Here is a 23,189-nt window from a genome sequence, read left to right on the forward strand (position 1 = left end):
TTAGAAAAACACCTGTACCGTGCCGCGGAACTGGCGCGGCATGACGGGATGAAAATGCACGTCTTCGACGCCCTCGGCTTCGCCGGGAAGGCGCGAGGCATAAAAGTAGGCGATGTCGAAGTCGCGGCTGTCGGTCAGGTTTAAAATGTCAAACGCAACCCGCAGCCGATCCTGCCAGAACCGCCAGCCCAGCCCGAGGTTGACCAAGGTGGTGCTGCCGGCCTCGCGGGTGCCGGCCTCGTTCAGCGGCACCGCGCCAAAGTGGCGCACGCGGATCGCGCCAAATCCCCCGCTTGGGTGATCGACGACGATCCCGCCGGTGATCACGCGCCCCACCGAGTTGGGCACGTGGTTGGCGTGGGTGGTGGCGTTCAAGAACCGAGCGCGCGTCAGAGCGAGGTCGAATTCCAGAACGAGCCAGTCCAGCGCCCGGTAATAATTGCTAAACTCGATCCCATAGCGCTTGCTCTCGCCGCTCGGCTCGGTGGTGCCGGCATCGCCTACGAACACCAGCTCCGAATCCAGCCGCAGCTGCCACAGCGCCAGAGTGGAGCTCAAGCCTGGAATGAGATAGGTGCGGACCCCCGCCTCAAAGCCCCGCGCGCGCACCATGGGATCGACCGGCTGCACCGCCTCGCCGGACTTCGGGTCGCGGCGGGTGACGGTGCCGCGGGCGTCGTTGCTGTGAAAGCCAAAGCCGTAGTTAAAATACGCTTCGGTCTCGTACCAGGGGCCGAGGACCAAAGCGAACTTGGGGCTGATCTTGCCGTCGGCGGCCTTGCCGGAATTGGCCGGAAGAAAGCGGCTTTGGACGTCGAACAAAAACACGTCGCCGCGCAAGCCCACGGTGGTGCGCACTTTCTCGTGCCAGCGGCTGGTCGCTTCCAGGTAGCCGGCGACGGCGGTCTCGTCGACTTCATCGATGCGCGTGGCTTCGAGGATTTTGCGCCGCTGGGTGTGGTACAAAGCGACCTTGGGGATAAAGTCGTGGCGCAGCTGGGCGCCAAGGCGCAGGCCGTGGTCGATGCCGAAGGTGGTCAGGTGCCAGTGGTGGTCGAGATGGGCACCGCTGACCACGCGCCGGTCTTTTTGCCACAGCTGGTCGCCGTTCTCGGGATCGTCGAGGAAAAACGTGAAGTTGGAATACAGGCGCAGATCCGAGTAATAGCTGTACAGCGTCAGGCGCGTTTGCCCCAAGAAGGAATCGTTCCAGCCGTTGAAGGTGATCCCAAAGCGGTGGGATTGGCCGCCGTCGGTGGGGTCCATCGTCCCAAGCCGCGAGATCAGACCTTGCTGCACCGCGCGCTCGGGGATTTGGTCGGTGGCGGTCCAGTCGCTGTAATACGTGTTGATCCCTAAAGTAAACCCTCTGCCCGTGCCTTCGAAGCTATAGTTGAGGAGGCCTTTGAAGCTTTTCTGATCCATGGGCTCGTCCCACGGACCGTCGAAGACCGCCGCCTCCCCGCCGAGCAACAGGCTAGATTGGCCAAACTCGAAGGAATCGGCGGCGACCGAGCGGAAATATTTGTCGCTGCCGAAAGTCTGGCGGAAAAAGCCTTTAGGCAAGCGCTTGGCGGTGTGAAAGCGCGCGTAGCCGGCCGCCGAGAAATCCCCCACGTCGGTGTAATAAGGCCCTTTGCCGAACTCGACGTAATCGATGAGCTCCGGGATCAACGGGTTCAAATCCAAATACCCTTGGCCGTGGCCGTGGGTAGGCAGGTTCAGCGGCACCCCGTCGAGAAAGGCGGCAAAGTCGGTGCCGTGATCCAGGTTGAACCCGCGCAGAAAATACTGGTTGGCCTTGCCGTCGCCGCTGTGCTGGGTGGCCAGCATCCCGGGGACGACCTCGACCAGCTCGCCGATGCGCATCCACGGACGAAACTCGAACTCCGGCCTTCCCACCACGCCTTGCGAGGCCGATTGGGTGAGTCCCAAGAGGTTGTTGCCGCGGCTGACCACTTCCATTCGTTCCAGGACCACCTCATCCGCTTGGGTTAGATTCCAAAAAAAAAGAAAGAGGGCCAGTCCTTGGCCCAAGCGGAGGTCCCTTGGGAAGTCACTGGTAGGATTTGAGCACCCCATCCAGATACCCCAAGATTTGCTGCAACTGCTCAGCGGCCTGGGCAGTCTCGCCGCGCTTGATCTTGCCCACGATCATCCTCAATTGGCCGGTCGCCCGCTGCATCGGCGCGGTCGATTTCATCTCGTTGGACTCTTTGGCCAGTTGCAGGGCCTCTTGGGCAGAGGCCAAAGCCGCGTCGGTCTGCCCTTGCTTGAGCAACTCCTGGGCCTTGGACGCGGAGGCGATGACCTTGTCTAGGTTTTCCGGCGGATTTTGATAGCGCCCTCCGGCTTGCGCCTCAACCAAGGCCAGAAACAAAGCGAGGGCGATCCCCATCCAAGACGCGCGATATTTAGGCATGTAAGCTCCTTAAAGAATCGTTAAACGGCAATGCGCACTATTGCAGGTTGCGTGCCAAAGCCGCAGCGCAGGCGGGAGCTGGCTTTCGCTTTAAGCGCCTCGGCGTTCACTGGGGCAAATGGCGCAGAATCCGGCAAATGCCGCAAAACTAGCGGCAAGTGCGGCGCTTAGCGCGCACGCAGCCCAGCCAGTGGCGGGCATAGGGGCCGAGGCGACGGGAATGTTGGAGGCGGGTCAAGGCGGTCTCGGCGGCGGTCGGATCGCCTAAGTGATAGGCGGCGATCCCAAGCCACAGCTCGGCCTCGCTCGGATCGGAAAGTCCGGTTTGCAGCGCTTGGCGCGCCAGGCGCGCGGTCTCTTGCCAGGATTCGAGTTCGGCCGCGACGCGGGCGGCGGCGAGAAAGTCGCTGCCTTGGCCGCGCAGTTTGGCGACCTGCTCGAGCACCGGCAGGGCCTTGCGGCGCTCGCGCGCCAGCAGCCACAGTTCGGCTTCCAAGCGCAAAGTATCGACAGTGGGCGCAAGGCGTCCTTGATCTCGCCACGCCTCGATCAGGCGAGCGCCTTTCTCGGGAATCCCCGCCGCGGCATACAGGCGCGCCAGATCCAAAAATTGCTTGGCGTCCAATTGGCCGGCGTGCCAAGCAAGCACCATCGCCGCCAGGGCCTCTTGCGGGCGACGCGCCCGGAGCTTGAGCGCCAGCCACTGCTGCCACAGATCGGCCTCGTTCGGCCGGCGCGCCAGCTGTTTGGCCAGCCAGTCCGCCGCGCGGTCGAAGTTTTGGCCCTCGAGATAACAAGCGAGCAGCAATTGCCCCCACTCCTTGGGCGGATTGGGCAAAGAGAGGATAGCCTCCAAGATTTGCGCCGCGCGCGTGTATTGGCCCAGCCGGTAATGCGCGTAGGCGGCCAAATAGCGGATCTGGGGCTCATCGCCGGCCGTCTCGAGCGCTCGAGCGGCTTCCTGAAAGCGCGAAAGCTGAAGCTGCGCCTGGCCCAACACCGCGTGCAACTTAGGTCTAAGTTCCGCTGGGAGCTTCGGGCTGGCGAGCGCTTCCTCGGCTTCCCTGGCGGCTTCGGCGGAGCGGCCCAAAGCCAGATGGGCGTAGCTTAAATACGCCGCGAGCAAAGCCTGTTCCAGATCGGTTTTGGCTTTGGCGCGCACGCTTTCCAAACGCTTGAGGGTTGAGCCCGGATCGGCGTCCAGCTGGCTTTCGGCGTCTTTAAGGGCGCGGAAAACCTCAGGGGAGATGGTTTCTGCCCCCCAGGCGCTCACCGACCAAAGCAGACCCAACACCACCAGCCAGGCCTTCATCCGCGCAACCTAAATTCCAAGGGCTGACGCGCGCGCACCGCGATCGGTTTGCCGTTTTGCTCTTTGGGGCGAAAACGCCATTTGCGCACGGTCTCGAGCACCGCCTGGTCGAACACGCCCGGCGGGTTGGCCTCGATAATGACCGGATCTTGCACCTCGCCGCGCTCGGTGACGGTGAACTCCACCACCACTCGGCCCTCGATCCTTCGGCTTCTCGCTTCCGGTGGATACAAGGGGGGCGGGCGGACGATCGCGACCAGCTCCGAAGCCGAGATGTACCCAGGATGCGTGGGCACGCGCACCGGAGAGGCGGCTTGCTGCACCTCGCCCTCCACCAACAGGGAAGGCAGGTGAGGGGCGGCTAGAGGAATCTGGGGGGCAGGCGAGGTTTGGACCTTGAGCGCCAAATCGGGGGTGGGCAGCTCCCGCACGTTGCCGCGGATCGGTTCGGGCGAAACCGGCGATGAAAGCGGCGCTTTGGGCGCGGCAGGAGGCGGCGGCGGGGTGCGTACCCGGCGCTCCGGAGGCGGCTCCTGCGGCGGCGGCAGGCGTACAAAGTCGATGGGATGGGCGTGGAGGATGGGCTTGATACCGAGCTTTGGCCCGGCGATCAGGCCGGCCATAAACTGAAACAGCGCCAGGTTCAAGAGCAGCGCGAGGCTGAGATAAGCGACCCGCCTCACGGTTTGACCGTCGCGGCCACCGCCACGTGCTCCACCCCGGCCAGGCGCACCCCGTCCAAGACCTCGAGCACCACGCCGGCGGGCGCTTTTTTATCGGCGAGGATCACCGCCCCCGCCTTGGGGTTTTCCGCGTGCAAGCGGGCGACGTTGGCTTGCACCGAACGCGGATCGATGGGTTTTTTCTCCAGCCACACCTGCCCTTGCGCGTCCACGGCCACAAACAAGGTCGCGTGTTCCTGGACGACTGCGGTCTTGGCCGCCGGCCGCTCGACCTCGACCCCGGCTTCTTTGACAAAGGAGGCGTTGACGGCAAAGAAAATGAGCAGCAAAAACACCATGTCGATGAGCGGGGCGATGTTGAGCTGCGGCGGCTCGGGCGGAGAAAATCGACGCGGCTGGTACATGGCTTAACTCAACAGCAGACTCAAGCGCGCAAGCGCCGCCTGAATGCGGCCCTTCAAGTAACCGATGAGATACAGGCCGGAAAGCGCGGTGACCAGACCGGCCAAGGTGGTGATCAAGGCTTCGGAGATGCCGGAGGCCAAAGCGCGCGCGTTGCCGGTGCCAAACACCGTCAGCACGGTAAAGACCTTGATCATCCCGCTGACGGTGCCGAGTAACCCCAACAGCGGCAAAACCTGCACCAGCGCCTCGAGCAGAAAAAGGCCGCTCTTTAGGCGGCTCTCGGCCAGGGCGAGCAGCCCCAAGCGGCAAACTTCCCCGCCCACGCGCGAACGTTTGCGCGCACGCCAGCGCGCGTTCAATTCGGCCTGAATTTTAGGCAACTCGCGCATGAGGCGGTCAAAGCCTGCAAAGATTAGATACCACATCCCGACCGAGGCCAACAAAATCGCCCAGAGCAGAGGGCCGCCTCGATAAAACAAAGCCAATAAGGAGTCAACCATGGCTGTAACGTTCGAACAATTCCGCCCCTTCCTCGGTGATCAGCGCCGCGATCCGCTCGGCGCGCCCGCGCAGGAAACTGTGCGCGATGAGCAAGGGGATGGCGACCGTCAATCCCTGCTCGGTGGTCACCAAGGCCAGCGAAATCCCGCTCGACATCAGCTTGGGGTCGCCGGTGCCGAACAGGGCGATGGCGTCGAAGGTCTCGATCATTCCCAACACCGTGCCGAGCAGCCCCAGCAGGGGAGCGATGGTGGCAAAGGTGCTCAAGGTGTTCATACCCAAGTACAGGCGCTGGAGTTCATGCTGCACCAGCTCGTCCAGATACACCGCCAACGTCTCGTCGCTTCCACCCTGGGCGCTCTTGCGTTCGGCCAGGGCCTGGCGCAGACGGCCGATGGGGTTGTCCAGCCGCGGTTCGGGAAGAGGTTTTTGCCGCCGCAGCCGCCGTTCGACCAGGATCAAATCGCCATAACGCCAGCAAACGATCGCCAACCCGAGCGCGCCGAGCGCGATGATAAAGTAGCCGACCACCCCGCCCTGATGCAGCCAGCGCTCGAGCCACCCCGGGGTCTGGGCGACCAAGGCGAGCAAGGCCCCGCGCGATGGATCGAGCGCAACTTTGTGCCAGCCGCCTTGGGCCTGCTCCAGGTCGGCGGCCAGCCGCCGCGGCCGCCCCGGCGGCTGCTGGACCGGGTCGAGCAGGCGCTCGGAGCCGGGCAGATAACGCAGATAACGTCCCTGGGAAAACGCGTTAAACACCCCTACCCGAACTACGGTGCGGTTCTGCTCGCTGCCATCCGGCGCCACCACGGGGGCGCTAAAGCGCACGACGCGGCCGCTTTCGCCGATCTCGGAGAGCAGGACGTCCCACAGCCGCTTGAGATCCTCCAAGCTCGCCTTGAGCTTTGGGCTTGCCAGCTCGTCCAAAAACTTGAGCCGCCCCGGCTGCTGGGCGTTGACCAAGGAGTCATGCAGCAAGGACTTGATCGCTTGGGCGTCCTGGCGCGCCTGGCTGAACAGCTCTTCCAGGTCGCCGGCCTGGTTCTTCCATTGATCATCCAATTCCGCCAGGCGCTTTTCCCCCGCCTCCAACCGCGCGCGCAGGGCGTCGGCGCGAGCTTTGGTTCTGGCGAGCTCGGCTTTAAGCTCATCGACCAGCTGTTGCCGCCGCGCGTGCTCGGCCAAGAACCGCTTAAGGCGCTCTTCCTGATGGGCGCGCTCGGCCACCCCCTCGCGGCGGATTTTCTCCAGCAACTGGTGAAAATCGGCGCCCGTCGCCGCGATCGGCAGCCACAACAGCCACCAAAGCCACCTCATGGCGCCTCCGGAGCGGGAACCTTGAGGATGACCAAATCCGGCGGCGCCTGCTTGGCGGCGATCCGCATCGCCTGCTCTAAAGGCTTGAGGTCCTCGGCTTCCAGCCTGTGCCAAGCACGGCTTTTAGGGTCGAACACGCCGCCCTCCTGCCCGTCCAGGGTCAAGTAGTACAATCCTACCCGCCCGAAGCGCAGAAAGCGCACGGTCCGGTGATCGCCATCGGTGGGCAAAGGGCCTTCATAGGTCTCCAAATTGTGGCCGTACTGCGCCTCAATCCGAAAGGCCTCCATCAACCGACGGTATTTCTCCGCCAGGCTGACGTCGGCGCGGCTCAAAACCTCGCGCAGCGAGGCCAGGCGCGCTTTGCGCTCCTCAAGGAGAAAAGGGGTGTCGGCCGCCACGATCTGCTCGAGGGCGTTGAGCATCTCGAGCAGAAACGGGAACAGGTGCTGCTTTAAGGTCTCCAGTTCGGCCAATTGGCGCTCCCGCTCGGCGATCTCCTGCGCCTGATCGGCAACGAGCTTATCGAGCTGGTCGGCATAAGCGGTCAGCTCGTCCAAAGCCGCCGCCTGGGCGCGGTATTCCTCCAGGAGCTTTCGGCTCTCCTCGTCCAGGGCATCGATCTGGCGTTGGATGGCAGCCGCCTCCTGTTGGACCGCGAGCTGAGCTTTCAAGGCTTCGTCCACCTGGGCGAAAGCCAGCGCAGGCAGCAACGCACTTAAAAACGCAAGAGTAAGGATCATTGGGACTTAAGACGCAAAGAGTTGGCGACCACCGACACCGAGCTCAAGGCCATCGCCCCAGCGGCGATCATGGGGTTGAGCTTGCCCAAGGCGGCGACCGGGATCGCGACGGTGTTGTACAAAAACGCCCAGAACAGATTCTGATAAATCACCCGCAAGGTGAAAGCCGAAATCTCGATCGCGTCGGCGACTTTGGCGATGTCGGCCTGGACCAGAGTCAGGTCGGCGGCGGCGACGGCGATGTCGGTGCCCGAGCCGACGGCAAAGCTCACATCGGCCGCCGCCAAGGCGGGGGCGTCGTTGATGCCGTCGCCGACCATCCCGACCCGTTCGCCCTGACGCTTGAGGCGCTCGATGAGGTCGAGCTTGTCCTGCGGCTTGGCGTTGGCGACGACCTGATCTATGCCCACCTGAGCGGCGATAAAGCGCGCCGGGGCTTCGGCGTCGCCGGTGACCATGAAGGTTTGAATACCCATCCGCTTCAAAGCGGCGATCGCCGCTTTGGCTCCGGGCCGCAAAGCGTCGGCGATGCCGATCACGGCGGTGGGTCTGGCATCGACCGCCACCAAAACCGCGGTTTTGCCTTCCGCCCCCAGTTTTGCGCAGGCGCCGGCAAACGCTTCCAAGGCCACTTGGTGGCGCGCCATCCAAGCCGCGTTGCCGATCAGCACTTCGCGCCCTTCGACCTGCGCTTTGACGCCCTCGCCGGGAACGAGTTGGAAGGCTTGCGGCGAGGGCAGAGCCAACTTTTGGGCTTGGGCTTGGGCGACCAGGGCGCGGGCTAGGAAGTGTTCGGAGTTGACTTCGGCGCCGCCGATCCAGCGCCAATACTCTTTGGGGTCACCGGCGGCCAGCCACACCACCTCGGTGACTTCGGGCCGGCCTTGGGTCAAGGTGCCGGTCTTGTCGAACACCAAAGCGGAAAGCTTGGCCGCAAGCTCCAGGCTCGGGCCGTTTTTGATGTAGATGCCGCGCCGCGCCGCCGCCCCGGTTCCGACCAGGATGGCCGCCGGGGTCGCCAGCCCCAGAGCGCACGGGCAGGCGATGAGCAGCACCGAGATGGCGGACTTAAGCGCTAGCGCAAACTGACCCTGCATCTGCCAGCCGGCAAAACTCAACGCCGCCACCCCGATCACCGCTGGCACGAAGCGGCTCGAGATCTTATCCACCGCCTTTTGGATCGGGAGCTTGGCGCCCTGGGCTTGTTCCATCAAGTGGATGATACCGGCCAAGACGGTATCGGCGCCGACGGCAGTAACCCGCAGCGTGAACGCCCCGGCGCCGTTGATGCAACCGCCGATCACTTTGTCGCCCGGGCGTTTGCTCACCGGCATCGCCTCACCGGTGAGCAAGGCTTCGTTGACTTCGGAGACGCCCTCGACCACCTCCCCGTCGGTAGGAATGCGCTCGCCGGGCCGAACGCGCACGAGGTCGCCGACCTTGAGCTGCTCCACCGGCACGCACACCTCGCGTCCCTCCTCCAAGCGGGCGGCGGTCCTAGGTTGGAGCTCGATCAGCTTGAACACAGCTTCATGGGCTTGGCCTTTGGCTTTCTCTTCCAGGTAACGACCAAGCTGCACGAAGCTGACGATGCCGGCGGCGGCCTCGAAGTACAAATCGCGGTAGCGGCCTGCAGCCAAGGCGATCGCGCTGTAGCCAAACGCTGCCCCCACTCCTAAAGCCACCAAGGTGTCCATGTTGGCGGCCCGGACCTTGGCGAACTGGATCGCGGTGGTGAAAAACGGCCGGCCACTGCGCAAGACCACCGGCAAAGTGAACAGGAATTTCAGCCAGTACCAGAAGCTCTGGCGCGGGTGAAGCATGGCGATCGCCATCACCGGCAGGCTCAAACCCAAGGCACTCACCAAGCGGCGCTTTTCTGCGGCGATGCGCGCGCGCTCAAGCGCGAGCCATTCCCGCCGCTGGGCGACGGTGTCGAGCGGATGGGGCCGGTAACCTAGGCGACTGACCAGCTCAAACAACTCCTCTTTGGAGACCGCGCCGGTCACGCACGCGGTTTGGTTGGCAAAGTTGACGTTGGCTTCCAAAATGCGCGGGTCGCGCTTGAGCAACAATTCGATCAGCAAGGCGCAAGAGGCGCACGTCATGCCCTCGATCGCAAACTGCAGGGTGCGCGCGCTCGCGGTTTGGGCTCTGGCCGTCGGCCATTTGGGTTGGGCGGTGGCCAAATGGCCAAGCAGCGTTTGGCAGATTTGCAAAAGCGCAGGCAGCGGCAGCTCTTTGGGATCAAACCAGATCGTCACCGAACCCAACTGGGGGGTCGCTTTGGTCTGCTTGACCCCGGCGCGCTTGGTGAGCAGGATGGAAAAAAGGTACGCTTTTTCGGGATCGCCTTTGAGCGCCGGCGCGACGAGGCGAACGCGGCGCGGCAGCCGATGGGCAATGGTGAAAGCTGTCATTTGGGCAGCCGCGAGCGGACCAAAAGATAAGTCAGATAAAACACCGCTGCCCATTCATAGCGGTATTTGATCGGATGCGGGATCCATTCGCTGACGATGCGGTGCCAGTGGATGCGGATCAGATACAGGACCAAAACGTCGTTGGCGAATTCAAACGCCAAGGCCTTGGGGTCGTGGACCAGCTTGGAGCCGTGTTTGAAGCCGCGGCGCAGCAGGATCCCGAAAGCGGTCAAAGTCTCGCGCACCTCTTCGAATTTGGCGCGCAGCCATTTGACCGGAGCGCTGTGCTTGAGCCTGGCTAAGGGCGGCTGGCGCGGAGCCAATTGGGGCAGCTTGCCGCCTTGTTCCAACTGGGTGATGGCCGTGTGCAGGGCGCGGGCGAGCTGGGCAAAAGTCAAAAACGCTTCCTGATAGCGTATCGAGAGCTTGTTGCCCTGCAGGCGAACCCGATACACCCCATCTAGCGCCTCAATCTGGGCGGTCAGGCGCGCGGCGACTTCCGGCTGGCAAAGCACGTAAGGCAAGGCAAAACGCGCGTGTCCCGGCGCCCGGTAGCGCAAAATGACTTGACGGGTGAGCATTTATTTTTCTTGGGTCTCGGCGACGATGTCTTCCAGAGATTCTTTTTGCTGCAGAATAAAGTCCTTGCCCTTCTCGCCCACCTTGACTGCGGTCGCGATGATTTCTTTACGGTAACGGTGGATCAAAATCCCGGCGGCGACTCCCAACCCGAACCACACCCAAGGATTGCGGGCGAGCCGTTTGAGCAGAGATTTTCCCGGGTTGGCGCTCGCTGTGACCACCGCGATGGCGGCAGCAGGCTTCATCGGGTTGGCGGAGTTTCCCATCATCATCGGGCCCATTTCCATGCCCATCATCGACGAGCACATCTCCATCATCTCCCCCATTCCGCCCATAGTCATCCCCATCTGGCTGGGCTTGGCGGTTTCGGCCATTTTTGCGTGTTCGTGCGCCATGCTCGTGCTCCTTAAATTAGGATTTAGGACTGGACTCTGGCAAAGAAGGATCGGAGGCCGCCTCTTCCACCACCTCGCCCTCGTGCAGCAGCCGGTAAATCCCTAAACACCCCTCGCAGCAAAAGCGCTTGAGGCCGCTTTTGGTCATCAGGGTGAAATCCGGAATCTCCACCGGCAGGGCGCACAGGTCGCAGCTTGGCTTGGTCGAGTTCATCTTGGCGGCAATCGATCGACTTTAAAATTTTATTTTAACCGATTGCCATAAAAAAAAGCGCCATCCTTGGCGCCTTAAGTCCAAAACCGCGCTTTTGCCTCAATGACAACTAAACCCGGCGCCGCCGTCGGCGCATTCTTCGCGTTGCCCTCCATGGACCACGCGGCTGGAAGCGCGCATCAGCGCCATTCGCAAAGCGCCCGTCAAAGCCGCGCCTAACCCAAGCCGGCTTGCCAACGCCGGAGCCAGAATCAAGGCAGCCACCGTCAACCCGGTGCTCAAAAGCAGCGCGCCGGTGTCGTATTGCGGTTGGGAAGAGAGGTGATGGATCATCGCGTTGTCGGCCATGGCAAGCACCTGTGAGCGGTTAAAACGGTGCTTTCCTATATACATAAGCTATGCCAAATACCCTAATGCTTTGCAGGATAAAAAATTTCTTTTTAAAAGACGACCAAAATCCGCAAAAAACTGCGGGATTTCCCACACCCCTCTGGGAAAAGCCGCATTCTGATCCCCAAGTCCTCAAGGTATCCTGCAGGCTGCTTCGCGATTGGCACAGTCTTGGCTATAGTGTTTCGTTCATCCTTCAGCGCAAAAGCTTACGTGACAGCAAGCAAACGTTGGATATTTTCGGCAGTCGGCGGTTTGGGCATCCTCCTGATCGTGTATCTGGATCAAAGAATGCGCGGCTATGGCCATCCCCAGCTTCTGGGCGAGATGAATTACGCGCTGGCTTTGGTGACCGGGTTTTTTACCAGTTTCCATTGCGTGGGGATGTGCGGCGCGCTGGTGCTCGGCTATACCACTCAAGATGCGGCCCTCGGGCGGCCGCGCTACTTGTCCCACCTGTGGTACGGGTTAGGCAAGACCTTGTCCTATACGGCGATCGGTGCGGCATTTGCCACACTCGGCGGGATCGTTGCTTTTACCCCGTGGCTGCGCGGGGTCATCGCCTTGGGGGCCGGCGTTTTTTTGATCCTTTTTGGTTTGAGCCTGCTCGGCCTGCTTAGGCTACGCATCCAGTTTCGCACCCCGGCCTTTTTAATGCGCTTTATCGGCCGCCAATACAAGAAGCGCAGCCACCCCTTCGTCATCGGTCTGGCCAACGGCCTGATGATCGTCTGCGGCCCGCTGCAAGCCATGTACGTCTTGGCCGCCGGCACCGGCGATCCGCTCCGAGGAGCCGCCTTGTTGTTCCTCTTCGGTCTGGGCACTTTACCGATGCTGATCGGCTTTGGCGTGTTCGCCACGACCTTGGTCAAGGGGGCGGCGCCTGTGCTGGTCAAAGTGTCAAGCGCGGTGGTGGTCGGGATGGGCGCGGTGATGCTCAACCGCGGTTTGATCCTCACCCAAAGCGGTTACGACCTAGGCAGCCTAGTCGCGCTCGCCGAGCAGAAGTGGCCGAGCTGGCGCCAGACCCAGACGATCACGACGATCGCGATGACGGTGGGGAACGACGGTTTTATCCCCGACCGCTTCACGCTGGAGCAGGACCAACCGGTGCGCTGGGAGATCGAAGTCACCGAAGACGCTTTCTGCCGAGGGCGGCTCGAGATTCCCTCGTTTGGCGTGGGACTCGATCTTCGCCCAGGACGGCAGGCCATCGAATTCGCTCCACCTCGAACGGGCCTGATCCTGTGGCGCTGCACCGAACCGGAACGTTACGGCGCATTCACCGTCGTGCAAAAAAACTCTAAAATAGAAAAGCAAGCTACTGTCCCTGACTGTCATTAAGCAGAAAACAAGGAGCCATCATGCAGATACCACTTCAGGTCACGTTCCGGGGACTGCCGCCTTCCGAGGCCATGGAAGCCAAGATTCGGGAGAAAGTGCAAAAACTGGAACGCTACTACGACCGGATCATCGGTTGCCGGGTGATGGTGGAACGCACCCACCATAACCACAATAAAGGCGACCTTTACCACGTGCGCATCGATCTGAGCGTGCCCGGCAAGGAGATCGTCATCAGCCGCGAGCACCACGACAACCACGCCTATGAGGACGCCTACGTGGCGATCCGCGATGCGTTTGACGCCGCTGCCCGCCAGCTTGAAGAATACGCGCGTATCCAACGCGGCGAGGTCAAACGCCACAACCATCCTGCTCCCGAATGAACTTCAGTCGCCCTCGCGGGTGACTTCGCAGCAGTGGGTCTCGGGCGGGGCGAGCAGCACCGCCCCGCGGATGGGGTTGGGGCGATACGTCGTACACCCTTTAAGGCCCAATTCGTAAGCGCGCCAATACACGTTCTCAAACGCGGCAAACGGATAATCCTCCGGCACGTTGATGGTCTTGGAGATGGCGCTGTCGACGTAAGCCTGGAGCGCCGCCTGCATCTTGAGGTGAGCCTCTGGATCCAGCTCGGTCGCGGTCACGAAAGCCGGCGGGAGCGGCGCACCGGATTTAAGCTTTTGCCAGAGGCGAAACGCGGCGTCTTCGACCTCGAGCCAGGCGCAACGGCCATCGGGCAGTTGCAGGCGCCGGCTGTAGCGGAAGGCAAACACAGGCTCTAGGCCGCTGGAGACGTTGCCGGCCAAGAGGCTGATCGAGCCAGTGGGGGCGATGGCGAGCAGCAAGCCGTTGCGGATACCGTAAGCAGCGATGGCTTGGCGTATGTCTTCGGGCAAGGTGGCGACAAAGCCGCCGGCAAGGTACTTTTCGCGCTCCAGCGCAGAAAACGCGCCTTTTTCCTTGGCCAACTCGATCGAGGCGCGATAGGCGGCGTGGCACAGGGTCTTGATGACTTTGGCGGCGAAGGCGCGCCCTTCCTCGCTGCCGTAGTGCAGATTCAGCATGATCAAGGTATCGGCCAGGCCTGTAATTCCTAAACCGATGCGGCGCTTGGCCTGAGCCTCTTGACGCTGGACGGGAAGGGGAAAGCGCGAGACCTCGATCACGTTGTCTAGGAACCTGACCGCCAGCGGCACAAGCTCGGTGAACGCGGCAAAGTCAAAGCGCGCGTTTTGCGCAAAGGGATCGCGCACGAACGCGGTCAGGTTGAACGAACCCAGATCGCACGCCCCATACGGCGGCAAAGGCAGCTCCGAGCAGGGGTTGGTGGTGTAAATGCGCTCGCAGTAGGAAAGGTTGTTGAGGCGGTTGATGCGGTCGATGAAGATCACCCCCGGTTCGGCGGTCTCGTACGTGGCGCGCATGATTTTCTGCCACAGCGCTCGCGCGCGCACGACTTTGAGCACGCGGCAAGGTACCGGTTGCGCGTATCCCGGCCAGTCGCGCGTCACGGTTCCGGCCCCGACCCCCTCGGCCAGGCTGGCTTGCGGGAATACCAGCGGCCAATCGGTATCCTGCCGCACGGCCTGCAAAAACGCCTCGGTCACCTCGACCGAAAGGTTGAAATTGCGCAGCGCCTGGGGGTCGCGCTTGGCGTCGATGAATTCCTCGATGTCGGGATGATCGCAGCGCAAAGTCGCCATCATCGCCCCGCGCCTCGTCCCGGTCGAAAGCAAGGTCGCGCAGGTCACATCCCAAATGCGCATGAACGAGACCGGACCTGAGGCGATGCCGCCCACGGTTTTGGCCAAGCTGCCGCGCGGCCTCAACGTCGAAAAGTCATAACCCACCCCGCCGCCTTGCTGCATGGTGAGCGCGCCTTCCTTGAGCGCTTGGAAGATGCCGTCCAAGGAATCCTCGATCAGCCCCATGGCAAAGCAGTTGAACAAAGTCACCTGCTTTTGGGTCCCCGCCCCGGCCAAAATCCTGCCGCCGGGAAGGAACTTAAAGCCGGAAAGCAATTCATAAAAACGCTGACTCCAAAGGCCTGGATGGTCTTCGGCGCTCGCCACCGCCTGCGCCACGCGCCGCCAGGTGTCTTCTAGGCTCTTTTCGCCTTCGGCCCGGTATTTGTTCTCCCAAACTTGGCGCGCGATTTCAAGCTCGAATTCTGCCGCCATTGCCGCCTCTGCACACAGACCCAAAGTTTTCATTGTGACAGAAAGGCAGCGAACAAAAAACCTTCGCCGCCTTTGAAGGGCGGCGAAGGAAGCAGTAGGGGAGAATTACATGCCTTGTTGCTGCGGCGTGAGCTCTTTGAGCCAGCCTTCGACCTCGGGGCTGAGCTGGCCGCTTCCTTTGAGCTTCAACGTTTCTTTGAGCCAGCCGTGCATGGCGATGGGCAGCGGCAACACCCCCTGGCCGCCGTAGCCGTTGAGGCCGGTGATTTGGGGGTCGTTCGGATCGGCCAGAAGGATCTTGCCGGCGATCTCTAGAGTGTCCATGTCCACCACGATCAAGGCGTTGGAGAACTTGCTCGCCACGTAGGCGTAATAGCCGCCGCCTTTTTTAAAGCCGTATTCCACCCCATGCGCCCCGGGATCGGCCGGCAGCTGCTTGATCACCTTGCCGGTCGCCGTATCCAAAATGGAGATCGTGGCGCTCAAGGTGTTGGCGGTGACCACGTACTTGCCGTCCGGGCTGACGGGGGTCTGGATCGGCAGAAGACCATAGGCTGGCCCCTTGGTCTCCCCCGAGATGGGATCGTAGTCTTGGGCCAGGTCGATGTCCTGGATTTTTTTCTTGGTCTTAAGATCGATCACGCTCATGGTGGAAAGAAGCGGCGGGCTGCCCAGCAAGTTGGTGACATAAGCGCGGCTGCCGTCCGGGGTCATCCCGACCGCGATCGGGATCACCGCCCCGGTGGGGATGGTCGTCACCTGCTCGCTGTCTAGGTCCACCACCGAAACGCTGCCCGCGAGCGCGTTGGGCGTCACCAGGTATTTGCCGTCGTCGCCGATCCAGTGGCCGTGCGGGCCGGTGTGGGGACCTAGGTTGATCGCCCCGAGCAGATTGTGGTTGGCCCCGGGCGAGAGTTTGGCTACCCGCTCTTCGCCGTTGATCGCCACGTACAGCACGTCGGTGCCGGGGCGAGTCATAACGTGCGAGGGGTCTTGACCTACGGTCACCACGCTGTAGATGGTGCCTTTGTCACGGTCGAAGGTGGTCAGGCGTTTGTCGAACCACTCGGTCTGATAAATGTAGCGGTAAGCCACATCGGTCCACATGTTGTGGGGGTGGTTCATATTGGTCTCGATGCCTTTGACCTTCTTTTTAATTTTCCAAGTCGCGGCGTCCACTTGCGTGGCCGAGCCGAACTTGGTTTTGCCGGCGATTTTCTCGAACTGAGTATTAACCCAGACTTCGCCGACCCCAGGAACCTTGGGGTTGAAAGTCTCGTTGGGCATCGACACGCTCAAGGCGCTCAAGGAGATTTGCTGGCCGCCCAAGTTCAAGGGGATGTCCGGCAGTTTCACCTCCCAGGTGGGCTTGCTGTAGTCGCGCCAAAGCGAAGGGGTGGTCACGACGAAGAAGGTGCGCAGCAGACGTTTGGCGATGTCGCTGGTGGTCGGGACCTTGGCCCCGGTGACGAGCTGGATCTCGCTGCCAATGTCCAGCCCCGGGGTATTGGGGTCGTCCACCACCACCGCGCCGAACATGTACGGGTGCACCTTGCAGGTGAAGACGTACAGGCCGGGCTTGTCGAACTTGGCGGTGACGCTGGAAGTCGAAGGCTTTTCCTGGTCGACCGGGAAATCCTTCGCCCCCGGCTGCCAGATCAGGCTAGTGATGGTGTGCTCGGCGTTGACGTCGGTCATCTTGATCAGCACCGCATCGCCCGGCTTGACCACTACCAAGGCGTCGCCGTCGGTGGGGTCTTTGAACCAAAGGCCCGGTTCGTCGGTCATCTGCAAGGTGGCGGCGGGCAGCACCCCCGCGACGCTGAGGATCGCTCCCTCCTCAGCGGCGGCAGATGCCGGCGCAGCCGCGCTTTGCTGCGCTTTGAGCGCGACCGCTTCGGCAGCAGGGACAAGCGCCATTCCAGCGGCTAAGGCTACGGCAAGGCTCAAGGTTTTCAGCTGCATGTCACTCCTCCTCTTGAATGGTTATTGCACGACGCGAAACTTGCCCATCATCCCGCTCTGCATGTGCTGGACCACGTGGCAGTGGTAGTGCCAGTCGCCCGGCCCTACCCCCTCGCCGGCTTTGACCACAAACGCCGTGCGGCTGATCGGGCCGACGTTGACGGTGTCCACCACGTGGGTGGTGCCCGGCTCGATCCAACGGTGACCGTGGAGGTGGAAGGTGTGGAAGGCGGTCCCCAGGCCGATCACGTGGAAGCGCACCAGTTCTCCCAGGCGCGCCCCGACGATGGGATTGGTCCAAAGCGGAATCTGGCGGTTGACGAGATGATTGAGCTCCTGCCCCCAGAAAGTGGTCTCGTGCATCCACAAAATGAATTCGCGCTTGATGTCTTTAAGGTCCACCTTCTGGATCTTGCCATCGATCATCGCCTCGACCTTCCCGTCCTTAGGATTGACGATCAGGGTGCCAAACAAGCCCTGATCTTCCGCTCCCACCAGCGGGTCGCCGAAGGCGTGGTCGTGATACATCCAGGTGCCCACCGTGCCGGGCGCCGCATTCCATTCGTAGGTATAGGGTTTGCCCGGATAGGCGACCGAGTCGATGGTCTCGCTTAAGGTGCGGGTGGTGCCGTCGCTGGTAAATTTATAATGGACACCGTGGACGTGAATGCTGACCGGCAAGTCCGAACCTTCGATGCCGTGCTCCAACGTGACCTTGGCGGTATCGCCTTCGGTGAGCACCAAGGTCGGCCCGGGGATGGTCGGCCCTTGGGCGTAGTGGGAAGTTCGATCTTGCACCTGCCCTTGGTCTTCCACCTGATGGCGGACCATCTCGTAGGCGAGCTGCCCCGAGGGCAGCTTCACCGCCCGCAAAGTGATGTGATGAACCGCCGCCTCAAGCGGCGCCCCTATACCCAAACTTAAAATCAACGCCGCAAAGAACCGGTATCTACGCATAACTCTCTCCTGGTGTATTTTTTATAGCAGTAGTAAACTGAGCTTTATTTAGTTTGTCAATATTTTTGTTTATAAATTAATGGAGAAAGACTGTGCTCGACGCTTTCGGCCAACGCCAACAGCGCTTACTGCACTTACTGCTCGACCACCCAGAAGGGCTCACCATGGACGAGCTGGCGCAGGCCCTGGCAGTCTCTAAAGCGGCCGTGCACCAGCATCTTGTGGCCCTGGAACGCGAAGGCTACGTCGCCCAAAAGGAACTGCGCAAAACCGGCGGCCGGCCAAGCCCAGCTTATGCCTTGAGCGAGCGCGGCGTGCACCTGTTCCCCAAGCAGTACGCCTGGTTTTCCAAGCTCTTGCTCGAGCATTTGTTGCAGGAACTGGGCAGCGCCGCCGTGCAGAGCTTGCTCTATCGCTTAGGCCAGGAAACCGCCGCCTCGCTGCGCGCGCCGCTTGTCGCCCACCCCCCAAAAGAGCGCCTCGCCGCTATCGTCCAGCTCATGCACACCTTGGGGTACGAGGCCAAACTGGAGGGAGAAACCATCGCCGCCAGAAACTGCGTCTATCACGACCTGGCCAAAGAGCACCCCGAGGTCTGCGCCTTGGACCTGGGATTGCTCGACGGCCTTTTGGATCAACCCGTCCTGCAAACCGAGTGTATGCTCCGCGGCGGCAAAGCGTGTAGGTTTTGCCTCCATCGGCCGGCTTAAGCCGGCGCCCGATACTCGGCCACCACCGTGGTGTAAATCCCGCCGCGCACGTTAAAGCGCGCCTCGACCTTCATCCAGCGCGGCCGGCAGGCGGTGACCAAATCGTCGAGGATCCGGTTGGTGACCGCCTCGTGGAACGCGCCCTCCTCGCGATAGGACCAAAGATAGAGCTTGTAGGATTTGAGCTCGATGCAGGTTTGATCGGGAATGTATTCGACCAGAATCGTGGCAAAGTCGGGCTGGCCGGTCTTGGGGCACAGGCAGGTAAACTCCGGCGATTCGATGCGGATGGTGTAATCGCGCTCGGGTTTGGGGTTGGGAAAGGTTTCTAGAGTCTTGCTCGGCTGAGTCGACATAGGGCTTCTTAGCGATCGGCGAACCAGTATAATACCGCAAAAACCTTTGACGCCCCACCGCTCCCATCCGTGCATGCGCCTGGAAAAAATCAAGCTGGCCGGCTTTAAGTCCTTCGTCGAACCCACCACCGTGGTCTTTCCCGAGCGCCTGATCGGCATCGTCGGCCCCAACGGCTGCGGCAAATCGAACCTCATCGACGCGGTGCGCTTCGTGATCGGGGAAACTTCGGCCAAGCACCTGCGCGGCAGCGCCATGCCGGACGTGATCTTCAACGGTTCGGAGACGCGCAAGCCGGCCGCCTTCGCGAGCGTGGAGTTGGTCTTTGACAACCGCGAGGGGCGCTGCGCAGAAGAGTACGCCAAATTTCCCCAGATCGCTTTGCGGCGCGAGCTCAGTCGCGACGGCCAGTCCCAGTACTTTATCAACGGCACTCGCTGCCGCCGCCGCGACGTCCTCGACGTGCTCTTGGGCACGGGCCTTGGACCGCGCAGCTACGCCATCATCGAGCAAGGGATGATCACGCATTTGATCGAAGCCAAACCGGAAGAGCTGCGCCTGTTCATCGAGGAAGCCGCCGGTCTCTCCAAATACAAAGAGAGGCGCCACGAGACCGAACTCAAGCTCGAACACGTGCGCGCCAACCTGCAGCGGGCCGAAGACATCCGAGGCGAGCTCAAACAGCAAGTCGACCGGCTAGCCAAACAGGCCAAGACGGCGGAAAAGTACCGCGGCCTAAGCCAAGCGATCGCGCACTGCCACCAAGAGCTGATCGCCCTCAAATGGCGGGAAGCCGAGCGCGACTACCGCCGCCAGCAAGCCAAAGTGCGTGAGCAAGAGCAAGCGCTCGCCGAAACCCAAGCCGCGCTTGATCAAGCCGGTCAGTCTTTGGCCCAAACCCGAGCCGAAACCGAGCGCCTAGGCCGCCAGCTCCAGGAACAACAAGGCCAGCTCTACGAGCTAAACGCCGCCCTCGGCCAGTGCGAGCAGAGCCTCCGCCACGCGCAAAAGACCCTGGAGGAACGCGAGCGGTCGCTGGAAGCCTGGCGCGCTGAACTGGCCCGCAGCGAGCAACACTGCGCCGAGATCCAGGCCCAGCTGGACGGCTTGGAAGAGGAGCAAGAGCGCCTGGCGCGCGAGCAAAGCCAAGCCCTGGCTCAACTCGAGGAAAGCCAAGCGCGGCTCCAGGCGGCGGAACGCCGCTGGCGGGAGGCGCAAGAGCGCTTTGACCGCGAGCGCGAGGCGCACGGGCAAGAAGCGGCGCAGCTTGAGCTACTCAAAACCGAGATCCGCCATCTAGAACAGCAGCTCGCGCAAAGCCACGCGCGCCAGGCCCAGCTCAGCCAAGAGCGCGAGCAGCTTGCCCACGCTTTGGCGGCTTTGGACCGAGCTTCCCTCGCCCACCAAGCCGCGCAGGCCAAGGCCCTCAGAGAGCGCAAACTTAAGGAGGTCGCCGCGGCCGCTGAAGTCCTGCGCGCATGCATCGAGCAAAAACAGGCAAGCGAGCGCCAACTCAAGGAGCTGGAGGCCGAATTCAACCGCTTGCAAGGGCAGCTGGCGGGACTGCAAAGCTTGCAGAGCCACGCTTTGGGCAAAGACCGCGCGCTTGAAGCTTGGCTTGAGGCCCACGGGCTCAAAGCCGCGCCGCGCCTTGGGGAATCCTTAGAAGTCGAGGCTGGATGGGAAACGGCGGTGGAAAGCGCGCTTGCCGAATGGCTGGAGGCCGTAGTGGCGAGCGACCTGCAAAGCTTTGCCCAAGCTTTGGCTGAACTTAAGGAAAATCTTGCCTTGATCGAGCTTCGCCCGAACACCGGCCCGATCCAAGGCGACGCCCTAGCGGCCAAGCTCAAAACTCCCTGGGACTTAAGCCCCTGGCTGGCCGGGTATCGCTGCATCGAGAGCTTGGAGCAGGCCCTCGCCCGCCGCCGGGAATTGGCCGGGCACGAGCGCTGGATCACACCTTCTGGCGACCAGGTCGGCCCCGCTTGGGTAAAGCTTCAAGGCTTCAGGAAAGCCCACCCCGGAATCCTAGAGCGCCAAAAAGCCCTCAAGGAACTGCGCGCGCGCCTTGAAACCCTTACGCAAACGCGCAGCCAGTGGCAGGATCGGCTCAACCGGCTGAGCGCGCAGCTTGCCGAGGCAGAGCAACGCCTCAAGACCCTTGAACGCGAAGAGCGCGACAGTTACGCCCTAAGCGAGCGCTGCGCGGCCGAACTGCACGCCGCCCAGCTGCGCCAGGCCGAAATGCGCCAACGCCTCGAGCGCCTGAATCGGGAACTTGAGAGCGCTTCGCAGCAACGCCAAACCCTTGAAACCAAACTGACCGAACGCGAGCAAAAATTGGCGCAGCAGACCAAACGGCACACGGCCCAAACCGAAGCGCTGGCGCAGCGGCGCAGCGAGTGCGACCGGGCGCGCGCCGAGCTCGACCAAATCGCCGCCCAAACCCTCTCGCACCGCGACCTAAACGCGAAGCTGCGCGCCGCGCTGGAACGCCTCGCCCACACCCGCCAGCTGCTTGCGCAACAACTCCAGCGCGCCCAATCCCAAAAGCGGCAGCTGCGCGAGCGCCTGGAGCGCACCCAGGCCGAGCAGGTTGAAGGCAAAGCGCCGATCGAGCAGCGGCGGCGGGAATTACAAACCCTACTCGCCCGCCGCGCGGTCCTGGAAAAAGAGCTCGCCGCCACCCGCACCGCCCTCAAACGCGCCGAAGCCGCGCAGCAAGACCAAGCCGGGCGGCGGCGCCGGCTGGAACAGGCCCGCGACGAAGCACGCCGCGCGCTAGAAGAAGCGCGACTTGCCGCGGAGGCGGCGCGGGTCCGCGGGCAAACCGTCTTAGCCGAAGCCGAAGGACTGGATCTGCCCAAGCTCCTTGGCTCTCTGCCGGAAACAGCGACCATCCAAAGCTGGCAGAGCCGGCTAGAAGAGCTAAAAGCGCAGCAAGCCCGCCTTGGAGACGTCAACCTGGCGGCGATCGAGGAGCACCGCCAGCACGCAGAACGCCTGCGCTTTCTCGACAAACAATGCCAAGACCTGAGCGCCTCCCTGGAAATGCTTACAAAAGCCATCCGCCAGATCGACCGCGAATGCCGTGCCCTATTCCGGGCCACGTTCGAGACCATCGACCGCCATTTTCGGCAGCGCTTCCCGGCCCTGTTCGGCGGCGGGGAAGCGTGGCTGGAGCTTATCGGTCCTGAGGACCCGCTCGAGGCCGGAGTGCGGGTCGTGGCCCGCCCGCCGGGCAAGCGCAATCAATCCGTTCACCTTCTGTCCGGCGGGGAAAAAGCGCTGACCGCGATCGCTTTGATATTCTCGTTTTTTGAATTGAACCCGGCCCCCGTCTGCCTCTTGGACGAAGTCGACGCCCCCCTCGATGAAGCCAACGTGGGCAGGTTCGGTGAGCTTCTTAAATCCATGGCGGAACGGGTACAATTTGTCTTCGTGACCCACAACAAAACTACCATGGAGATCGCCGAGCGCTTGATCGGCGTGACCATGCGCGAACCTGGGGTCTCCCGCGTCATTACTGTGGATCTGAAACAGGCGGCCGAGATGGCGGCCTAACGGGGCTTTAAGTTTATGGAAACGGATCAGACCACCTTGCGGATCGTGCTGGCGACTTTGGGCGTCTTGCTGCTGCTTGGCGTGTATGTGTGGAATCGCCTGAAAAGGCAGCGGCGGAGGCTCGATAAAACCTTGCGCCGCTTGGAGGCCGAATCCGAGGCAGAGGACTTGGAAGTCCAGGAGATCGACACCATCTCGATCCACCCGGTCGAAGAAATCGCGCCGGTGGACGTGGATGTCCTGGAGGCGGAAGAAGCCACCCTAGAACCCGAACCTGCCGAGCTTAAGCCGCATCCCGCCGAGCCACCGGCCCAAGCTGCGCCGGCCAAAGTCCCAACCCTCCCCGAGGTGATCCAGGTGAGCGTCGTCGCCCCCCCCGAACGGCCGTTCTTGGGGGGCGAACTGCTCAAGGCGTTTGCAGACCTAGGGCTACAATACGGCGAGATGGAGATCTTCCACGCCTATGAGGACGACGAAATCCAGTTCAGCGTGGCCAACCTGGTCAAGCCAGGCACCTTCCCCATCGACGCGATGGATGAATTCAAGACCCGCGGCCTGGCCTTGTTCTTCCAGCCGGCGCAGGTTTCCCGACCGCTGGAGGCGTTTGAGCGCATGATCGCCGCCTGCCACGCGCTCGCCCAGCGCCTAGGCGGCAACGAGCTGGACGACCGCCGCCAACCCTTGACTGCCGTCAAGATCTCGCTCTGGCGGCGGCAACTCAAGGACGCCTGAGC

General features: G+C 62.2%; 22 protein-coding genes. 5 read left to right on the top strand and 17 right to left on the bottom strand.

The genetic code is table 11. The features are described from left to right. From ACYQ3M_RS08415 to ACYQ3M_RS08475, 13 genes are all read right to left on the bottom strand, one after another. Entirely contained in the window at positions 1-1,980 is a 1,980-nt protein-coding gene (locus ACYQ3M_RS08415) for a TonB-dependent receptor (RefSeq protein WP_460035631.1), read from the bottom strand. A 76-nt stretch (positions 1,981-2,056) separates the two neighbouring features. Beyond that, positions 2,057-2,422: a hypothetical protein gene (locus ACYQ3M_RS08420; protein WP_460035632.1), complete on the bottom strand. Its 366-nt coding sequence runs from the start codon at positions 2,420-2,422 to the stop codon at positions 2,057-2,059. A 148-nt stretch (positions 2,423-2,570) separates the two neighbouring features. After that, a complete protein-coding gene (locus ACYQ3M_RS08425; protein ID WP_460035633.1) occupies positions 2,571-3,734 on the bottom strand; it encodes a tetratricopeptide repeat protein in 1,164 nt (387 codons plus the stop codon). Next, positions 3,731-4,417 (bottom strand): energy transducer TonB, encoded by a 687-nt coding sequence (locus ACYQ3M_RS08430; RefSeq protein WP_460035634.1) that lies wholly within the window; start codon positions 4,415-4,417, stop codon positions 3,731-3,733. The genes ACYQ3M_RS08425 and ACYQ3M_RS08430 overlap by 4 nt, the downstream gene beginning before the upstream one ends. Beyond that, a complete protein-coding gene (locus ACYQ3M_RS08435; RefSeq protein ID WP_460035635.1) occupies positions 4,414-4,821 on the bottom strand; it encodes an ExbD/TolR family protein in 408 nt (135 codons plus the stop codon). Before ACYQ3M_RS08435 ends, ACYQ3M_RS08430 begins: the two co-directional genes overlap by 4 nt. A 3-nt stretch (positions 4,822-4,824) precedes the next feature. Further along, a complete protein-coding gene (locus ACYQ3M_RS08440; RefSeq protein WP_460035636.1) occupies positions 4,825-5,322 on the bottom strand; it encodes a MotA/TolQ/ExbB proton channel family protein in 498 nt (165 codons plus the stop codon). Then, entirely contained in the window at positions 5,315-6,640 is a 1,326-nt protein-coding gene (locus ACYQ3M_RS08445; RefSeq protein ID WP_460035637.1) for a MotA/TolQ/ExbB proton channel family protein, read from the bottom strand. Before ACYQ3M_RS08445 ends, ACYQ3M_RS08440 begins: the two co-directional genes overlap by 8 nt. After that, entirely contained in the window at positions 6,637-7,383 is a 747-nt protein-coding gene (locus tag ACYQ3M_RS08450) for a DUF3450 domain-containing protein (protein WP_460035638.1), read from the bottom strand. The genes ACYQ3M_RS08445 and ACYQ3M_RS08450 overlap by 4 nt, the downstream gene beginning before the upstream one ends. Beyond that, entirely contained in the window at positions 7,380-9,803 is a 2,424-nt protein-coding gene (locus tag ACYQ3M_RS08455; RefSeq protein ID WP_460035639.1) for a heavy metal translocating P-type ATPase, read from the bottom strand. Before ACYQ3M_RS08455 ends, ACYQ3M_RS08450 begins: the two co-directional genes overlap by 4 nt. Then, the gene (locus tag ACYQ3M_RS08460; RefSeq protein WP_460035640.1) at positions 9,800-10,384 is read right to left on the bottom strand and encodes a hypothetical protein; all 585 of its coding nucleotides are present in this window, start codon (positions 10,382-10,384) and stop codon (positions 9,800-9,802) included. The genes ACYQ3M_RS08455 and ACYQ3M_RS08460 overlap by 4 nt, the downstream gene beginning before the upstream one ends. Beyond that, positions 10,385-10,780 (bottom strand): hypothetical protein, encoded by a 396-nt coding sequence (locus ACYQ3M_RS08465; RefSeq protein WP_460035641.1) that lies wholly within the window; start codon positions 10,778-10,780, stop codon positions 10,385-10,387. Positions 10,781-10,796: 16 nt separating this feature from the next. Beyond that, complete coding sequence (locus ACYQ3M_RS08470; RefSeq protein WP_460035642.1) at positions 10,797-10,994, bottom strand: metal-binding protein; 198 nt, start codon at positions 10,992-10,994, stop codon at positions 10,797-10,799. A 99-nt stretch (positions 10,995-11,093) separates the two neighbouring features. Beyond that, a complete protein-coding gene (locus ACYQ3M_RS08475; RefSeq protein ID WP_460035643.1) occupies positions 11,094-11,342 on the bottom strand; it encodes a hypothetical protein in 249 nt (82 codons plus the stop codon). A gap of 255 nt (positions 11,343-11,597) precedes the next feature. Here ACYQ3M_RS08475 and ACYQ3M_RS08480 point away from each other — a divergent pair, with 255 nt between their 5' ends. Then, positions 11,598-12,728, top strand: coding sequence for a sulfite exporter TauE/SafE family protein (locus ACYQ3M_RS08480; RefSeq protein WP_460035644.1), 1,131 nt, complete (start codon positions 11,598-11,600; stop codon positions 12,726-12,728). 20 nt (positions 12,729-12,748) lie between these two features. Beyond that, the gene (locus ACYQ3M_RS08485; protein WP_460035645.1) at positions 12,749-13,108 is read left to right on the top strand and encodes an HPF/RaiA family ribosome-associated protein; all 360 of its coding nucleotides are present in this window, start codon (positions 12,749-12,751) and stop codon (positions 13,106-13,108) included. 3 nt (positions 13,109-13,111) lie between these two features. Here the strand turns inward: ACYQ3M_RS08485 and ACYQ3M_RS08490 are convergent, their stop codons facing one another. The 3 genes from ACYQ3M_RS08490 to ACYQ3M_RS08500 all read right to left on the bottom strand — a co-directional run bounded on the left by ACYQ3M_RS08490 (position 13,112) and on the right by ACYQ3M_RS08500 (position 17,827). Next, positions 13,112-14,905, bottom strand: a complete 1,794-nt coding sequence (locus ACYQ3M_RS08490) for an adenosylcobalamin-dependent ribonucleoside-diphosphate reductase (protein WP_460035646.1) — start codon at positions 14,903-14,905, stop codon at positions 13,112-13,114. A gap of 105 nt (positions 14,906-15,010) precedes the next feature. Continuing rightward, positions 15,011-16,870, bottom strand: a complete 1,860-nt coding sequence (locus ACYQ3M_RS08495; protein ID WP_460035647.1) for a hypothetical protein — start codon at positions 16,868-16,870, stop codon at positions 15,011-15,013. A 21-nt stretch (positions 16,871-16,891) separates the two neighbouring features. Then, the gene (locus tag ACYQ3M_RS08500) at positions 16,892-17,827 is read right to left on the bottom strand and encodes a multicopper oxidase domain-containing protein (protein ID WP_460035648.1); all 936 of its coding nucleotides are present in this window, start codon (positions 17,825-17,827) and stop codon (positions 16,892-16,894) included. Between the two features lie 92 nt (positions 17,828-17,919). On the opposite strand from ACYQ3M_RS08500, the gene ACYQ3M_RS08505 reads away from it, so the two are divergent. Beyond that, positions 17,920-18,537: a helix-turn-helix transcriptional regulator gene (locus tag ACYQ3M_RS08505; RefSeq protein ID WP_460035649.1), complete on the top strand. Its 618-nt coding sequence runs from the start codon at positions 17,920-17,922 to the stop codon at positions 18,535-18,537. Here the strand turns inward: ACYQ3M_RS08505 and queF are convergent. Then, positions 18,534-18,893 carry a preQ(1) synthase gene (gene queF / locus ACYQ3M_RS08510; RefSeq protein WP_460035650.1) on the bottom strand — a complete coding sequence of 120 codons (360 nt, stop codon included), beginning with the start codon at positions 18,891-18,893 and terminating at the stop codon, positions 18,534-18,536. The genes ACYQ3M_RS08505 and queF overlap by 4 nt on opposite strands. Positions 18,894-18,966: 73 nt before the next feature. Between queF and smc the strand changes: the two genes are divergently transcribed. Together smc and ACYQ3M_RS08520 are read left to right on the top strand one after the other, a co-directional pair. Beyond that, positions 18,967-22,455 (top strand): chromosome segregation protein SMC, encoded by a 3,489-nt coding sequence (gene smc / locus ACYQ3M_RS08515; protein ID WP_460035651.1) that lies wholly within the window; start codon positions 18,967-18,969, stop codon positions 22,453-22,455. Positions 22,456-22,470: 15 nt separating this feature from the next. Further along, positions 22,471-23,187 carry a cell division protein ZipA C-terminal FtsZ-binding domain-containing protein gene (locus tag ACYQ3M_RS08520; protein WP_460035652.1) on the top strand — a complete coding sequence of 239 codons (717 nt, stop codon included), beginning with the start codon at positions 22,471-22,473 and terminating at the stop codon, positions 23,185-23,187. Positions 23,188-23,189 lie beyond the last annotated feature (2 nt).

Source organism: Methylothermus subterraneus (genome assembly GCF_054656915.1).

Coding starts and splice junctions, on each gene's coding strand:
- ACYQ3M_RS08520 (WP_460035652.1), top strand. CDS start 22,471: ATGGAAACGGATCAGACCACCTTGCGGATCGTGCTGGCGACTTTGGGC.
- ACYQ3M_RS08485 (WP_460035645.1), top strand. CDS start 12,749: ATGCAGATACCACTTCAGGTCACGTTCCGGGGACTGCCGCCTTCCGAG.
- ACYQ3M_RS08420 (WP_460035632.1), bottom strand. CDS start 2,422: ATGCCTAAATATCGCGCGTCTTGGATGGGGATCGCCCTCGCTTTGTTT.
- ACYQ3M_RS08490 (WP_460035646.1), bottom strand. CDS start 14,905: ATGGCGGCAGAATTCGAGCTTGAAATCGCGCGCCAAGTTTGGGAGAAC.
- ACYQ3M_RS08425 (WP_460035633.1), bottom strand. CDS start 3,734: ATGAAGGCCTGGCTGGTGGTGTTGGGTCTGCTTTGGTCGGTGAGCGCC.
- ACYQ3M_RS08445 (WP_460035637.1), bottom strand. CDS start 6,640: ATGAGGTGGCTTTGGTGGCTGTTGTGGCTGCCGATCGCGGCGACGGGC.
- queF (WP_460035650.1), bottom strand. CDS start 18,893: ATGTCGACTCAGCCGAGCAAGACTCTAGAAACCTTTCCCAACCCCAAA.
- ACYQ3M_RS08500 (WP_460035648.1), bottom strand. CDS start 17,827: ATGCGTAGATACCGGTTCTTTGCGGCGTTGATTTTAAGTTTGGGTATA.
- ACYQ3M_RS08475 (WP_460035643.1), bottom strand. CDS start 11,342: ATGGCCGACAACGCGATGATCCATCACCTCTCTTCCCAACCGCAATAC.
- smc (WP_460035651.1), top strand. CDS start 18,967: ATGCGCCTGGAAAAAATCAAGCTGGCCGGCTTTAAGTCCTTCGTCGAA.
- ACYQ3M_RS08495 (WP_460035647.1), bottom strand. CDS start 16,870: ATGCAGCTGAAAACCTTGAGCCTTGCCGTAGCCTTAGCCGCTGGAATG.
- ACYQ3M_RS08435 (WP_460035635.1), bottom strand. CDS start 4,821: ATGTACCAGCCGCGTCGATTTTCTCCGCCCGAGCCGCCGCAGCTCAAC.
- ACYQ3M_RS08440 (WP_460035636.1), bottom strand. CDS start 5,322: ATGGTTGACTCCTTATTGGCTTTGTTTTATCGAGGCGGCCCTCTGCTC.
- ACYQ3M_RS08450 (WP_460035638.1), bottom strand. CDS start 7,383: ATGATCCTTACTCTTGCGTTTTTAAGTGCGTTGCTGCCTGCGCTGGCT.
- ACYQ3M_RS08455 (WP_460035639.1), bottom strand. CDS start 9,803: ATGACAGCTTTCACCATTGCCCATCGGCTGCCGCGCCGCGTTCGCCTC.
- ACYQ3M_RS08470 (WP_460035642.1), bottom strand. CDS start 10,994: ATGAACTCGACCAAGCCAAGCTGCGACCTGTGCGCCCTGCCGGTGGAG.
- ACYQ3M_RS08460 (WP_460035640.1), bottom strand. CDS start 10,384: ATGCTCACCCGTCAAGTCATTTTGCGCTACCGGGCGCCGGGACACGCG.
- ACYQ3M_RS08465 (WP_460035641.1), bottom strand. CDS start 10,780: ATGGCGCACGAACACGCAAAAATGGCCGAAACCGCCAAGCCCAGCCAG.